This is a genomic window from Brevibacillus sp. SIMBA_040 (assembly GCF_046535075.1).
Lineage (GTDB): Bacteria > Bacillota > Bacilli > Brevibacillales > Brevibacillaceae > Brevibacillus.
The window spans coordinates 240,655-254,708 of sequence record NZ_JAWRXI010000004.1 but is presented as its reverse complement, the minus strand read 5'-3'; the positions used below and the strand labels follow the sequence as shown (position 1 = coordinate 254,708).

Annotated in this window: 15 protein-coding genes; all 15 read left to right on the top strand. The window is 48.2% G+C overall.

What is annotated here, in order from left to right; translation table 11 throughout:
* Window positions 1–54: 54 nt before the first annotated feature.
* The 15 genes from SB752_RS09115 (at window position 55) to SB752_RS09045 (ending at window position 14,036) form a co-directional block, all read left to right on the top strand.
* Window positions 55–1,230, top strand: a complete 1,176-nt coding sequence (locus tag SB752_RS09115) for a thiolase family protein (protein WP_410715346.1) — start codon at window positions 55–57, stop codon at window positions 1,228–1,230.
* Window positions 1,231–1,400: 170 nt separating this feature from the next.
* Entirely contained in the window at window positions 1,401–2,393 is a 993-nt protein-coding gene (locus SB752_RS09110; RefSeq protein ID WP_410715345.1) for an LCP family protein, read from the top strand.
* Between the two features lie 178 nt (window positions 2,394–2,571).
* Entirely contained in the window at window positions 2,572–4,275 is a 1,704-nt protein-coding gene (locus SB752_RS09105; protein ID WP_410715344.1) for a long-chain-fatty-acid--CoA ligase, read from the top strand.
* A gap of 144 nt (window positions 4,276–4,419) precedes the next feature.
* Window positions 4,420–5,010 (top strand): fatty acid metabolism transcriptional regulator FadR, encoded by a 591-nt coding sequence (gene fadR, locus SB752_RS09100; protein ID WP_410715343.1) that lies wholly within the window; start codon window positions 4,420–4,422, stop codon window positions 5,008–5,010.
* Between the two features lie 110 nt (window positions 5,011–5,120).
* Window positions 5,121–5,894 (top strand): enoyl-CoA hydratase, encoded by a 774-nt coding sequence (locus tag SB752_RS09095; RefSeq protein ID WP_410715342.1) that lies wholly within the window; start codon window positions 5,121–5,123, stop codon window positions 5,892–5,894.
* A 51-nt stretch (window positions 5,895–5,945) separates the two neighbouring features.
* Entirely contained in the window at window positions 5,946–6,713 is a 768-nt protein-coding gene (locus tag SB752_RS09090) for an electron transfer flavoprotein subunit beta/FixA family protein (RefSeq protein ID WP_410715341.1), read from the top strand.
* Between the two features lie 20 nt (window positions 6,714–6,733).
* Complete coding sequence (locus SB752_RS09085) at window positions 6,734–7,693, top strand: electron transfer flavoprotein subunit alpha/FixB family protein (protein ID WP_410715340.1); 960 nt, start codon at window positions 6,734–6,736, stop codon at window positions 7,691–7,693.
* A gap of 119 nt (window positions 7,694–7,812) precedes the next feature.
* Window positions 7,813–8,163 (top strand): hypothetical protein, encoded by a 351-nt coding sequence (locus tag SB752_RS09080; protein WP_410715339.1) that lies wholly within the window; start codon window positions 7,813–7,815, stop codon window positions 8,161–8,163.
* A gap of 169 nt (window positions 8,164–8,332) precedes the next feature.
* The gene (gene trxA, locus SB752_RS09075) at window positions 8,333–8,650 is read left to right on the top strand and encodes a thioredoxin (protein ID WP_212964625.1); all 318 of its coding nucleotides are present in this window, start codon (window positions 8,333–8,335) and stop codon (window positions 8,648–8,650) included.
* A 270-nt stretch (window positions 8,651–8,920) separates the two neighbouring features.
* Window positions 8,921–10,105 carry an ABC transporter substrate-binding protein gene (locus SB752_RS09070; protein WP_410715338.1) on the top strand — a complete coding sequence of 395 codons (1,185 nt, stop codon included), beginning with the start codon at window positions 8,921–8,923 and terminating at the stop codon, window positions 10,103–10,105.
* A gap of 212 nt (window positions 10,106–10,317) precedes the next feature.
* Window positions 10,318–11,184, top strand: coding sequence for a branched-chain amino acid ABC transporter permease (locus tag SB752_RS09065; RefSeq protein WP_212964626.1), 867 nt, complete (start codon window positions 10,318–10,320; stop codon window positions 11,182–11,184).
* A gap of 4 nt (window positions 11,185–11,188) precedes the next feature.
* A complete protein-coding gene (locus SB752_RS09060; protein WP_410715462.1) occupies window positions 11,189–12,160 on the top strand; it encodes a branched-chain amino acid ABC transporter permease in 972 nt (323 codons plus the stop codon).
* 1 nt (window position 12,161) lies between these two features.
* Window positions 12,162–12,923: an ABC transporter ATP-binding protein gene (locus SB752_RS09055; RefSeq protein ID WP_410715337.1), complete on the top strand. Its 762-nt coding sequence runs from the start codon at window positions 12,162–12,164 to the stop codon at window positions 12,921–12,923.
* Window position 12,924: 1 nt separating this feature from the next.
* Window positions 12,925–13,638: an ABC transporter ATP-binding protein gene (locus SB752_RS09050; protein WP_410715336.1), complete on the top strand. Its 714-nt coding sequence runs from the start codon at window positions 12,925–12,927 to the stop codon at window positions 13,636–13,638.
* A 149-nt stretch (window positions 13,639–13,787) separates the two neighbouring features.
* Window positions 13,788–14,036: a DUF2164 domain-containing protein gene (locus SB752_RS09045; protein WP_410715335.1), complete on the top strand. Its 249-nt coding sequence runs from the start codon at window positions 13,788–13,790 to the stop codon at window positions 14,034–14,036.
* The last annotated feature ends 18 nt before the right edge of the window (window positions 14,037–14,054 follow it).

Sequence of the window (14,054 nt, the reverse complement as noted above, 5' to 3'; positions counted from 1 at the left end):
CTCACCTATGCGACAATAGAGAAAATACGTAAAGATGATGGAGGGGGAAACGAGATGGAGCATGTAGTCATTGCTGCTGCCGGACGGACGCCAATTGGCACGTTTGGTGGGGTCCTGAAAGATGTAAGCGCTCGCAAGTTGGCTGAAACGGTCATTCGCGGAGTATTGACGAAATCGGGTGTAGAGGCCGCTCAGATTGACGAGGTTGTCCTCGGCAATTGCATTCAGCGGTCGGATGAAGCGAATATCGCTCGTGTAGTGGCCCTGGACGCAGGTCTTGCCAAGGAAGTAACGGGATATACGATTCAGCGGCAATGCGCGTCTGGCATGCAAGCGATGGTCAGCGGAGCATCGCAGATCCTCTTGGGTGACAGTGAAATTGTCATCGCGGGGGGAGTAGAAAGCATGAGTAATGCGCCTTATGTGCTGAAAAATGCACGTTGGGGCAAAAGGCTCATGCACGGTGAAATGACAGACGCCATGTGGGATTTGCTCACCGACCCCCACCATAAAATCTTGATGGGCGAGACGGCGGAGCGACTGGCGGACCGCTATGGCATCACTCGCGAGGAGCAGGACGAGATTGCCGTGCGCAGTCAGCATAATGCGATTCAGGCGATTGACAACGGGTATTTCGTGGAAGAAATCATCGGAGTTCCTCTCAAAAAACGGAGTGAGGAAACAATGATTACCCAAGACGAGTTTCCGCGCCGCGGGGTAACGATGGAAACACTCAGCAGGCTGAAGCCGGGCTTTCGCGACAACGGCTCAGTAACAGCTGGCAACGCCTCGGGATTAAACGACGGGGCGTCTGCTACGATTTTGATGAAGGAAAGCAAGGCGAAAGAGCTGGGAATCACTCCGCTTGGAAAAATCATTTCTTGGGCGGCTGCGGGAGTCGAACCTGACCTGATGGGCTACGGTCCTGTTCCTGCCGTGAAAAAGGCGCTCGCCAAAGCTGGGATGACCTTGTCCGATATCGAGCTGATCGAGGTCAATGAGGCTTTTGCGGCCCAGTATTTGGCTGTTGAAAAGCTGCTGGAGCTCCCAAGAGAAATCACCAATGTAAATGGAAGTGGCATTTCGCTTGGTCATCCAGTCGGTTCCACAGGCTGCCGGATTGTCGTAACGCTCCTCCATGAAATGAAGCGTCGCCAGCTCAAACGCGGTCTGGCTACCATGTGTGTAGGTGGCGGTATGGGTATGGCGATGGTCGTGGAGCGATTCTAATAAAACAATACGTTTAAATAAGCCCTCCCCTGTTAAAAATGGAAGCAAGCCCCTGTCCTGATGAACGAGCAAGGCGGGACAGGTTTTTGTTTCTTTAAGCGGGTTCCAGTCATTTTCTCGGTGTAGAAAAGCCGACTTTTGAACTCGCATGATAAGGGGGAGGGTTTTTTGTGTTCTTTCTATCATTTTTGAAACGTTATAAAAAACAGATATTCTTCCATACTTTTTCCTGCCTCACAATCGGAGCTTTGCTGGTAGTAGGCTATAGTGCGTATCAATACAAACAGATGACGAGCAACTGGTATATGCCGATCGAGGGATCTGCCAAAGAGACGGCGAAAGAGGCTGGCGCTTCTTTACCGCCTCGCGATCTTTTGACGGGCACAGAGCCGTTGAAGCCGTTTGTGGTGCTGATGCTTGGTGTGGATAGCCGGGACGGAGAGAGGGCGAGATCGGACACGATGATGCTGGCTGCAATTCACCCTGCCAAGCAATCGGCCTACCTTATTTCTATTCCGAGAGACAGCTATATGGAGCTGCCGGGAAAAGGTTTTGACAAAGTCAATCACGCAATGGCATTTGGCGGACCCAAGCTCGTAAAAGAGTCGTTGGAGCAATTTCTGGATATCAAAATTGATCGCTATGTCTCGGTTGATTTCGACGGGTTCCGGCAAATTGTAGATGAGCTGGGCGGTGTCCAAATCGATGTGAAAAAGCGCATGAAATACAGTGATCCAAGCGATGGAACCTACATCGACATACAGCCTGGGCTGCAAACCCTCTCAGGCGAACAAGCACTGGATTATGCCCGTTATCGCAAAAGTGACCTGGGAAAAGAGGACAGCGACTATCAACGAATTTCTCGTCAACAAGAAATTCTCAAGGCTTTAGCAAACAAGGGAGCTTCTACGCAGACGTATTCCAAAGTATTTTCCCTGATGGAGATTTTGGGCCAGCATGTGAAAACGGATTTGACAGACCTCGAAATAGCTTCTCTGTTGCTCTCTTATGGTGATCCGACACCGAATGCCATCAAGACTGATACGCTGGTAGGGCAAGACGAGAGAATTTGGCATAATGGAATTCTTGGCTGGTACCATCTGGTTCCGAGTAGCGAACGGGAACGAGTCCAAAAACAAATCGTCAAGTCGCTCTCCCCATAGCATGGATGACTACAAACACAGGCGCTGGTCATAAACGATACAGCGCTTTTTTGCATACGTACTTTCGTTTAATTAGTTGGAAAATTATTTATTTTTCGAATAGAATAGATGAAGGGAGAGTTTATAAATGTCAATCATAGGGGGAGGCAAGGCCATTTAAGGGATGGAGGGAATGACCATGTCAATTGCCAAGCCTTGGATAGCCAATTACCCACCCGAAACTGCACCGTCGCTGGAATACCCCCGTGTTCCACTGACCTATTTCCTGGAAGAGTCTGCAGCCACCTATCCAGACAGCAATGCGATTTACTTCATGGGAAAGCGCATTACGTATCGCGAGCTTTTGCTTTTGTCGTACAGCTTTGCTAATGCATTGATCAAGCGAGGTGTGAAAAAAGGGGACCGTGTGGCGATCATGTTGCCCAATACTCCGCAGACTGTTATCAGCTATTACGGTGCCTTGTTTGCCGGTGCCACTGTCGTCATGACAAACCCCCTCTACACGGAACGTGAACTGATTCACCAGCTTACCGATTCGGGAGCAGAAACGATCATCACACTGGATTTGTTGTACAGTCGTGTATCTTCTGTCCGCTCGTCTACTCCATTAAAACGGCTGATTGTCACAAGTATCGGCGATTACCTTCCCTTTGTAAAAAAACTACTGTATCCAATGGTTCAAAAAAAGCAAGGTCAAAATCCGCAAGTTCCGTACGGCAAGGACGTGGAGTCGTTTCCTACGCTTATTGATGAAAACGATCCCACCGTTGTCTATTCGAGGGCGAACCCGGAGGAGGATATCGCACTCCTCCAATATACCGGGGGTACCACGGGTGTGGCCAAAGGCGTCATGCTGACCCATGCCAACCTCATCGCGAACGCCATACAATGCCAGGCTGTGCTCTACAAGCTCGTGAAAGGAAAAGAGCGCATACTTGGAGTTCTTCCCCTGTTTCATGTGTATGGTATGACGACTGTCATGAACAAAGGAATATCGATTGCTGCCGAAATCATTCTCGTACCGAAATACGAGGTCAAAGAAATATTTTATATGATTGATAAGAGAAAGCCTACTTTGTTTCCCGGTGCACCCACGATGTATATCGCCCTGATCAATCACCCCGATTTGCAAAAGCATGATTTATCCTCGATTGAGGCGTGTGTGAGCGGCTCTGCTCCTCTGCCTGTCGAAGTCAAAAACAAATTCGAAGAGCTGACTCGCGGCAAACTTGTCGAAGGCTATGGCTTGACAGAGGCTTCTCCGGTGACGCACTCGAATCCAATCTGGGGCAAAAGCATTACAGGTAGCGTGGGATTGCCGTGGCCAGATACGGATTGCCGCATTGTGGACACGGCGACAGGCGAGGTGCTCGCTCAGGGTGAAATCGGGGAGCTGGCGGTTTCCGGCCCGCAGGTCATGAGAGGATATTGGAACCGTCCTGAGGAAACGGCTGCCGTGCTGAAGGATGGCTGGCTATTGACCGGAGATATGGGCTACATGGACGAAAACGGCTACTTTTATATCGTGGACCGAAAAAAGGACATGATTATTGCGGGGGGCTTCAATATTTATCCGCGTGAAGTGGAGGAAGCGCTGTTCGAGCATCCCGCGATTCAAGAGGCAGCTGTTATTGGTGTCCCTGATGCGTATCGGGGAGAAACGGTCAAAGCGTTCATCGTGTTCAAGGAAGGCCAGGCAGCAGGCGAGGAAGAGCTCGAAGTACATTGTCGTCAACGGTTAGCTGCATATAAAATACCGCGACAATACGAAATACGCGATACTCTTCCGAAAACGATCGTTGGAAAAGTCCTCAGGAGACAGCTTCAGGATGAGGACAAAAAACGAAGAGAAGAAACCGCTGATGGAATCAAAACCAGCTAGAGGGAAGACGTGATACCAAAGGGTCGCTTTCCCGCAGGAAGGCGCCCTTGAACGGTGTTTGACACGTAGTTATGGCTGTATTACACTACATATGAATGAGCGATCATTCAGTTATTGTCAGTGCGAGTAAAGGTGGAGGTATGTATGGCAAAGAAAACGGGGGAAAAGTATCAAGCCATTATTGATGCTGCTGTTCGTGTCATCGCACGGCAGGGCTATTACAGCGCCCAGGTATCAAAGATTGCGAAAGAGGCGAAGGTAGCAGACGGCACCATATACCTCTATTTTGAAAACAAGGATGATATTTTGATCTCGCTGTTCAATGAAAAGATGGGGCGGTTTGTGGAGACGAACCGTAGGCGCGTCTCGGAAGCGAATACAGTCGAGCAAAAATTGTACGAACTCGTCCATACGCATCTCAGCCAGCTATCAGAGGATCATGACTTGGCAAAAGTGACGCAGATCGAGCTACGCCAATCCAATCAGGAGATCAATGAAGGAATCGGTACTGTGATGAAGCAATACTTCAATCTGATTGAAGAGGTGGTCAGGGAAGGGATGGAGCAAGGGATTTTCCGTCCTGACATTGAGGTGCGGATTGCCAGAAAAATGATCTTTGGAACATTGGACGGAGTGACGACATCATGGGTTATGAAGCAGTGTAAATACGACCTGGTCTCCCATGTTGATTCCATTTATAATCTCTTCCTGCTAGGAATGAAGGGAAAAGAATGAAAGAAAAGCTTTTTTTGCTTCCCAACGTTTGTTACAATAAGTAAAGTGATACTGAGCGGTCGCTCGGTAAGAGGCTGCTCCTTTATTTGATAGAGTCTGGGGGGAGAGGGATGGATTTGCAATGGAATGTGCAAGTAGTTGATCGTGTAGCGCTGGTGACAATCAACAATCCACCGGCTAATGCGCTTAGTAAATCCGTGATTGCGCAATTGAGCGAACTTTTGGATCAATGGGAAAACGATGAGCAAATCAAGGCGATCGTTTTGACCGGCGAGGGACGTTTTTTCATCGCGGGCGCGGACATTAAAGAATTCACCCAATTGCAAAGTGAAGACGCGGCAGCAATGTCCAAGCAAGGCCAACAGGTGTTTGACCGCGTGGAAAAATTTCCGAAGCCGATCATCGCAGCTATTAATGGCGCCTGCCTCGGTGGAGGACTGGAGCTCGCAATGGCTTGCCATATCAGGCTAGCTGCTTCAGATGCCAGATTGGGTCTTCCGGAGCTGAACCTGGGACTGATTCCAGGCTACGGTGGAACCCAGCGCCTGCCTCGATTGGTCGGCCGCGGAAAAGCAACACAGTTGATCCTCACCTCAGAAATGATCAGTGGAGAAGAAGCCCAGCGCATTGGACTTGTAGATGCGATTTATCCTGTGGAGCAAATCGTCGATGAGGCTAAAAAATTGGCCGAAGACATCGCTCAGAAGAGTGCTGTCACAATCAAGCTAGCACTGAAGGCCATCCATGCTCGCGAAGAGCTCTCCTTGTCAGAAGGCTTGGACTATGAAGCAAAGCTGTTTGGAGAGGCATTTGCCGCCGAGGATGTAAAAGAAGGCGTAGCTGCCTTTCTGGAAAAGCGCAAGCCGCAATTTGCAGATCGGTAGAAACCATATAGCGTCACCAGTATGAAGTACCACTTAGGAGGAGGCATCCTGATGAATATCGTGGTTGTGTTGAAACAAACCTTTGACACAGAAGAAAAAATTGTCATCCAAAACGGACAAATTTCTGAGGATGGCGTTGAATTCATCATTAATCCATACGATGAGTACGCAGTAGAAGAAGCGATCAAGCTAAAAGAAGAGCATGGCGGTGAGGTGACCGTAGTCAGCGTCGGTCCTGATCGTGCCGAAAGCTCCCTGCGTACAGCTCTGGCGATGGGTGCAGATAAAGCGGTATTGGTAGACGACGAGGATTTGTTCGGAGACGAATTTTCCACTGCAAAGGTGCTCGCTGCGGTTGCGAAAAAAATTGGCTTCGATATCATTATTGGCGGTCAAATGGCTGTTGACTCCGGTGCAGGTCAAGGCGGACCTCGTCTGGCTGAAGAGCTCGGAATCAATCACGTATCCACCGCAGTTAAGCTTGAAATAGATGGTACGACTGTACGTGTAGAGCGTGACATCGAAGGTGATCTGGAAGTTGTAGAAACCAGCCTGCCTGTTTTGATCACCGCACAGCAAGGTTTGAATGAACCGCGCTATCCTTCCCTCCCTGGGATTATGAAAGCGAAAAAGAAGCCTTTGGATCGCTTGTCCGCAGATGATTTGGGTCTTTCCCCAGCAGATGTGGCGGCAAAAACGGAGATTGCGGGTCAATCCTTGCCTGCACAAAAGCAAGCTGGTCGTATTCTCACTGGCGAGCTGGCGGCTCAAGCGTCGGAATTGGTGCAACTATTGCGCAATGAAGCAAAAGTGATCTAAGCGAGAGGGAGAGGATATCCATGAAAAAAGTACTTGTACTCACAGAAGTACGTGACGGACAGCTTCGCAACGTGTCACTGGAAGCATTGGCAGCTGCACAAACACTGGCTGAGGGCGGCGAAATCGTAGCGGCAGTATTTGGGGCGGATGCAAGTGCACATGCAGCGACTTTGGGTCAGCATGGTACGACTACCGTTTATACAGCAGATCACCAGGCGTTGGTTCAATATACGCCAGACGCCTATACACAAGCTTTGACTCAGCTGATCGAGCTGGCTGCTCCAGATGCTGTTGTACTTGGTCATACCGCAATCGGCCGCGATGTGGCGCCACGAGTAGCAGCAAGACTGGGTTACGGTCTGGTGTCAGATGTGACAAGCATCGAAGCGGGACCAGTATTTGTTCGACCTATTTATGCAGGAAAAGCTTTCCAGCAACGTAAATTTGTTGATGGAAAAACTTTTATTACGATTCGTCCAAACAACATTGCGATTGGAGCCGCTGATGCTGCGAAAACGGCTGTGATTGTTCCGGTAGATTTGGAAATCAAAGACCTGCGCACCATTGTAAAAGAAGTCGTGAGCAAAACAAGCGGAAAAGTAGATCTGTCTGAAGCAAAGGTAGTCATTTCCGGTGGACGTGGCGTAAAGAGCGCAGAAGGCTTCCAACCTTTGTATGATTTGGCTGAGGTTTTGGGGGCGGCAGTGGGGGCTTCTCGGGGAGCGTGCGATGCTGACTACTGCGATTACTCAATGCAAATCGGTCAAACAGGTAAAGTGGTAACTCCTGATCTGTACATCGCGTGCGGAATTTCCGGAGCGATTCAGCACTTGGCTGGTATGTCCAGCTCCAAAGTCATTGTAGCGATCAACAAGGACCCGGAAGCTCCGATTTTCCAGGTGGCTGACTACGGTATCGTAGGCGACTTGTTTGAAGTATTGCCACTTCTGACAGCTGAATTCAAAAAAGTACTGGTGTAAATATAACGATATAAATTCTGAGCAAGCACCCTTTGCAGAAAGGGTGCTTTTTTTGCCCCAGTCACTACCTCTACACTTAGAAAGATTGCTATAATAGGCGCTAAGGAGAGGTGAGCGGCATGAGTGAAGAACTGTTGCATCAGCTAATTCAGATGGTTGGCGAGAATAATCGTCTCGTTAAAGAAATGAAGGAAGAGCTCCGAGAATTTAAGACAGAAATGTATGCGTTTCGTGAAGAGATGTACACGTTCCGAGAAGAGATGTATGCGTTTCGTGAAGAGATGTACACGTTCCGAGAAGAGATGTATGCGTTTCGGGATGAAATGTATGAATTTCGCGATGACACTTACCGCAGGCTGGACAGCATCGATCGGCATGACAAGCTAATGGAAGCAGACCTTGACTTGCTACATCGAAAAGTAAACGACAATGAGCGAGAAATCCACCGGATTAAGCATGCCGGACAGTAATATGTTCTGGATGTCGTTGGAAACGATAAGGAAAGTATGGACTGGATACACTAACATGGAGAAGTGCGGATAAAGTGTTGCGTGCCGTAGTCATTTCAGATTTTGAATGATATACTGATTAGCGTATAAAACCTTTTTTTAGTAATTGAATTCGAGGAGGTAACTTTCCATGGCAATTGTAAATGGAACTGACCAAAACTTTTCCCAGGAAGTAGAGCAAGGCGGTACAGTCCTGGTTGACTTCTGGGCTCCATGGTGCGGCCCTTGCAAAATGATCGCTCCTGTACTTGAGCAAATCGACGGCGAAGTGGGCTCCCAGCTCAAAATCGTCAAAGTAAACGTTGACGAAAACCCAGATTCTGCTGGCCGTTTTGGTGTCATGTCCATTCCTACCTTGATCGTATTCAAAGACGGTCAACCAGTTGACAAAGTGATTGGTTTCCAACCAAAAGAAGCTTTGATGGCAACTGTAGGCAAACATCTGTAAGGATAAGGGATTATTGGCAGAGAAACGGTGTTTGCGCCTCGGTGCAGATGCCGCTTTTTCATGCTTAAGCTGGACAGAATAGTTAGAAATTTCTCGGGTACGAAAATGGCTTCATTCCAATCATGAACCACGTCTATGCAACAATTCTGAGCGGTCGTTTGTCAAAAAATTAAGTTTACTTAGAGAAAATTATTTGCGTTTTTATAATAGTTTTATTAAACTTCATATATTCCATATTCATTATTTAGAAAAATTAAGGGAGGCTTTTCAATGAAGGGGTTTCATTTATTACGATCTCTGGCAACCATCTCCTTGGGTGCAGTTTTAATGGTTGGATGTTCCAGCGGCAACACCAGCGCACCAGCAGCAAATGAGGGTGGAGCCAAGCAAGAAGCGAGCGCAGATGGACAAGAGTTCACAGCTAAAATCGGTGTAGTCGGATTCCTTTCCGGATCAGGTGCCGCTTATGGTGAAGCGCAAAAAGCAGGCTTGGAGCTGGCTCTAGGTGAGCTGAACGAAGCCAACAAAGGCAAACTCAAGATGGAATTAAAGTTTGAAGATTCTGGCGGAGAAAAAGAGGGAGCGATTAACGCGGTAAATAAACTGATTAATCAGGATAATGTTGTCGCAATCATCGGTCCTACCCTCTCCGGTGAAATGTTTGCTGCAGGACCTGTAGCGAACGAAGCGGAGACGCCAATCTTCGGTATTTCCAATACATCCGAAGGAATCAACGACATTGGTGAGTACGTGTTCCGTAACTCCTTGCCAGAATCCATCGCGATCCCAACAGCGATGAAAGCGGCTGTTGAGAAAAACAGCTTGAAAAAAGTAGCGCTCATCTATGCATCCAACGATGATTTCTCCGTGAACGGATACAAGGTGATGAAGGCAACTGCAGAAAAAATGGGTCTGGAAATCACTGGCGAAGCAACCTTCTCCAATGGAGATGTTGACTTCTCTGCACAGTTGACCAAGCTGAAGCAAACCAACCCGGATGCACTCTTGGTTTCTGCTCTTTACAAAGAGGGTTCCATGGTAGTGAAAAAAGCGCGTGAGCTGGGTATTACCGGTACGATCCTTGGCGGTAATGGCTTCAACAACCCAAAAGTATTTGAAATTGCAGGTCCAGCAGCAGAAGGCCTGATCGTAGCAACTCCTTTTAGCCCAGAAAAACAAGATGACAAAGTACAAGCCTTCGTAAAAGCGTTTGAAGCAAAATACAACAAAAAGCCAGACCAATTTGCTGCACAAGCTTACGATTCCCTGTACATCATGTCTCAATCCCTGCTCGCAGCAGGCAAGGCTGATCGAGAAGGATTGCGCGGACAACTGGCACAGCTGAAAGACTTTACAGGCGTGTCTGGAAACCTCTCCTTTGACGAAAAACGTAACCCGATCGGTGATGCGGTTGTTGTTGTAGCAAAAGAAGGAAAGTTCGTACCGTTTGAATAAGAGGACTGCCCGGGCTTCCCGGGCTCTTCTTTACCCTTGTGCAGTTGATGATCAGCTCTTCCTGGACTTACCATCTGCTCCGCCAATCTCGGCGGAGCAAAGTTTTCTCGCTGGATCAGAAAGGACGAGATCTCTACCATCACTTCCTGATCCAGCGAGAACAACTTCAAGCATTCAAACTATGTAAACGACTTTCAGTGAGGTGAGGCAGTTTGTTTTGGCAGCAATTAGTCAATGGTTTAACGGTAGGTAGCACCTATTCCTTAATCGCATTGGGCTATACTCTCATTTTTGGGGTTTTAGGCATCATTAACATGGCCCATGGTCAAATTTTTATTTTCGGATCGTTAGTTGGACTTGTCCTGATGACCAGCCTGAACTTGCCGCTCGGGGTGGCTCTTGTTGCGGCAGTAGTGATTTCGGCGGTATTGGGATTGGTTTTGGAGTATACAGCACTTCGTCCGCTTCGCAAGAAAAACGTACCTCATTTGGCGTCTCTGATCAGTACAATCGGGTTTGCCATTTTGGTCGAGGAAGCGATGCACAAATTGTTTGGTGCGGATTCTCGTGCTTTCCCGCAATCGTTTGGAGATACACCTTTTGATTTGGGCATTATTCAAATTCGCAGCGTCGATCTCGTTATTTTAGGGATATCACTAGTTTTAATGTTTGTTCTGCATTTTTGGATTCAGAAAACCAAAATGGGCAAAGCGATTCGTGCTACGGCTGAAAATACGGATACTGCAAACATTTTGGGGATCAATACCAACATGGTGATTGTCGTGACCGTGATGCTGGCATCAGCGCTCGGTGGAGTCGCAGGTATTTTGATCGGTATGGCATACTCTGCTCTTATTCCTACAATGGGGATGACTCTTGGATTTAAAGGTCTTGCTGTACTGATTCTTGGCGGAGTTGGGAGCATACCGGGAGCAATGGTGTGTGGCGTACTGCTCGGAATTATTGAGGTTTTTACGGTCGCTTATGGAGATTCGTCGTATCGTGATGCCGTTGCATTCGGCCTCATCATCATTATTTTGCTGCTAAAGCCAGAAGGACTATTTGGACGCAAAGCGTAAGGAGGTGCAAACATTGGATATTCTCAATCCGTATAATTTACAGGTATTCACTTTTATTTTAGTAAACAGCATTCTTGCTATCAGTATTTATATTACGCTCTCTACTGGGCAGCTTTCCTTGGGGCATGCCGGCTTTATGAGTATCGGTGCTTTTACCGCAAGTATTTTGACCAAGCAAGCGGATATGCCGCTATTTATTGCCATCATCATCGGCGGACTCGCAGCGGGGATCGTCGCTCTATTGATCGGCGCTCCTACTTTGAAGCTCCATGGCTTGTACCTGGCGATTGCGACCTTGGGCTTTGGAGAGGTTATTCGGGTTATTTTGCTCAATCTGGAAATCACTAATGGAGCGCTTGGGCTTACAGGTCTACAGTCCATTGGAAACTACTTGTACGATTTTGAAAAAGCGATCGGGTTAAAAGCCCAGACCCTTGGGGTTTCCGTAATGCAGATGAAGGCATTGTCCACATTTGTTTTCATGCTGCTTTTGTTTGCCCTCATTCTCTTTTTGACACTACGTTTGAACCGTTCCAGACTTGGCCGCGCCTTTGAAGCGATCAAAGCAGATGAGACAGCAGCACGTGCGATGGGCTTGCAGGTGTCTTATTACAAAATGCTCGCCTTTATTATCGGCTCCGTACTAGCTGGGATGTGCGGGGGGCTGTTTGCTCACATCACCACTACGATTACTCCGGACGATTTCAACTACCACAAGGTCGTAGAGATTCTCTCTTATGCGGTAATCGGCGGCAGTGAGGTGGTATGGGGGCCGTTGTTCGGTGCTCTTGTTTTGACGGCGTTGCCAGAAGTTTTGCGCGGTTTGGCAGAGTACAAAATGCTTATGTACGGCTTGATCATGGTAACAGTAATGGCTTTCCGACCTCATGGCTTGATTGGTACCGATACTTTCCAAAAGCTGTTCCGTCGCCGCAAGGGCAAACCGTCCGGAAATGAAGCGAAGGGGGGACTGTGACATGTTGCTGGAACTGACAAATGTAGGGAAAAGCTTTGGCGGCATCACCGCCCTGCGCGATGTTTCATTTTCGGTGCGTGAGGGTGAAATCGTTGGGCTGATTGGCCCTAATGGTGCGGGAAAAACGACGATTTTTAACATGGCTACGGGTATTTTTGAACCGACGACAGGTACTTTTTCGTTTGCTGGTCAGAAGCTGAACGGCATGCAGCCAAACAAAATTACGGAAATGGGCATTGCTCGTACATTTCAAAATATTCGTTTGTTTGGTCATATGAATGCACTGGACAATGTAAAGGTTGGCTGCCATTCGCGCATGAAGGCTGGCTTCTGGGCTTCCTTGCTCAAAACGCCGGGACAGCAGGCAGAAGAGAAAGCCGTAACGAAAAAAGCAGAAGAGCTGCTGGAGTTTGTAGGCTTGTCTGATGTCGCTGACGTGCGCTCTGATACGCTTGCTTACGGACAGCAGCGTCGATTGGAGATTGCAAGGGCGCTTGCTACAGAGCCAAAGCTTTTGCTTCTGGATGAGCCTGCGGCAGGAATGATTGAGACGGAGACCAAGGCGCTCATGGAGCTCGTGCGCAAAATCCGTGATGACGGAACGACTGTTCTGCTGGTTGAGCACGATATGGGACTCGTGATGAATTTGTGTGAAAAAGTCGTGTGCATTAACTTTGGAGTCAAGATTGCTGATGGAACTCCAGAAGAGGTACAAAATAATCCAGACGTGATTGAGGCTTACCTCGGCAAGGAGGACGAATAGCATGCTTAGCATACAAAACCTGACGACCTCCTACGGTCAAATCAAAGCGATTCGGGGAATTTCTCTGGAGGTGCCAGAAGGCAAGATCGTTTCGCTCATTGGTGCAAACGGCGCTGGGAAAACAACCACGATGCGCACGATTGCAGGTCAGCTGAGGCCAGAGGCAGGGACCATTACGTTTCGCGGGCAGCGCATCGAAGGCGCAAAGCCACACCAGATCGTAAGAACGGGACTGGCACTCGTACCGGAAGGCCGTGCCATCTTGGGCAAAATGACCGTGCTGGAAAACCTCGAAATGGGTGCGTTTCAACGCAACGACGCCCAAGGAATCAAGGATGACATGGAAAAAATGATGGTGTGGTTCCCAATATTAAAGGAGCGGCTGACGCAATTGGGTGGAACAATGTCGGGTGGACAGCAGCAAATGCTGGCGATTGCCAGAGCATTGATGTCCAGACCTAAGCTGCTGCTTTTAGATGAACCGTCGATGGGACTGGCGCCGATTGTCGTGTCCGATATTTTCAAGGTAATCAAACAGATCAATGCAGAGGGAACGACGGTGCTGATCGTGGAGCAAAACGTCAAGCAGGCTCTGAAAATCGCTGACCTCGGCTATGTTCTTGAGGCTGGGCAAATTGTACTCGAAGGCACGGCTGAGTCGCTGTTAAACGACGAGCGAGTAAAGGAAGCGTATCTGGGAGGACGGAAGCACTAGCTATTGTTCATTTTGAACACACATAGTAAGGAAAAAACTGTCGCTGGAAACACGAAGCGGCAGTTTTTTTCATTTGTCATCCATGGTACTATGAAGAGTGGAACGTATATTCCTATCACGATGTTTTTGAGGAAGGGTGCTTGATCGTCATGGCAGCAAAACTGTCCAGAGAACAAACCGAATATCTGGTTCATCAAGTGCAGCGATATTTTCATGAAGAACGATCTGAACAATTGGGGAATCTGGAAACAGAAGAACTCATTGCCTTTTTTGCCAAGGAGCTTGGCCCCTTCTTTTACAACCAAGGGGTTCAGGATAGCCGTAAGCTGTTGACTGAACGCATGAGCTCGCTTGAGGATGAGCTGTACGTGCTGGAAAAACCGATTAAAATGAAGTAAGAGAATATAGATCGAGGA

Excerpts from the sequence above, each read along its gene's own strand:
- SB752_RS09115 (WP_410715346.1), top strand. The coding sequence starts at position 55 with ATGGAGCATGTAGTCATTGCTGCTGCCGGACGGACGCCAATTGGCACG.
- SB752_RS09105 (WP_410715344.1), top strand. The coding sequence starts at position 2,572 with ATGTCAATTGCCAAGCCTTGGATAGCCAATTACCCACCCGAAACTGCA.
- fadR (WP_410715343.1), top strand. The coding sequence starts at position 4,420 with ATGGCAAAGAAAACGGGGGAAAAGTATCAAGCCATTATTGATGCTGCT.
- SB752_RS09095 (WP_410715342.1), top strand. The coding sequence starts at position 5,121 with ATGGATTTGCAATGGAATGTGCAAGTAGTTGATCGTGTAGCGCTGGTG.
- SB752_RS09090 (WP_410715341.1), top strand. The coding sequence starts at position 5,946 with ATGAATATCGTGGTTGTGTTGAAACAAACCTTTGACACAGAAGAAAAA.
- SB752_RS09085 (WP_410715340.1), top strand. The coding sequence starts at position 6,734 with ATGAAAAAAGTACTTGTACTCACAGAAGTACGTGACGGACAGCTTCGC.
- SB752_RS09080 (WP_410715339.1), top strand. The coding sequence starts at position 7,813 with ATGAGTGAAGAACTGTTGCATCAGCTAATTCAGATGGTTGGCGAGAAT.
- trxA (WP_212964625.1), top strand. The coding sequence starts at position 8,333 with ATGGCAATTGTAAATGGAACTGACCAAAACTTTTCCCAGGAAGTAGAG.
- SB752_RS09070 (WP_410715338.1), top strand. The coding sequence starts at position 8,921 with ATGAAGGGGTTTCATTTATTACGATCTCTGGCAACCATCTCCTTGGGT.
- SB752_RS09055 (WP_410715337.1), top strand. The coding sequence starts at position 12,162 with ATGTTGCTGGAACTGACAAATGTAGGGAAAAGCTTTGGCGGCATCACC.
- SB752_RS09050 (WP_410715336.1), top strand. The coding sequence starts at position 12,925 with ATGCTTAGCATACAAAACCTGACGACCTCCTACGGTCAAATCAAAGCG.
- SB752_RS09045 (WP_410715335.1), top strand. The coding sequence starts at position 13,788 with ATGGCAGCAAAACTGTCCAGAGAACAAACCGAATATCTGGTTCATCAA.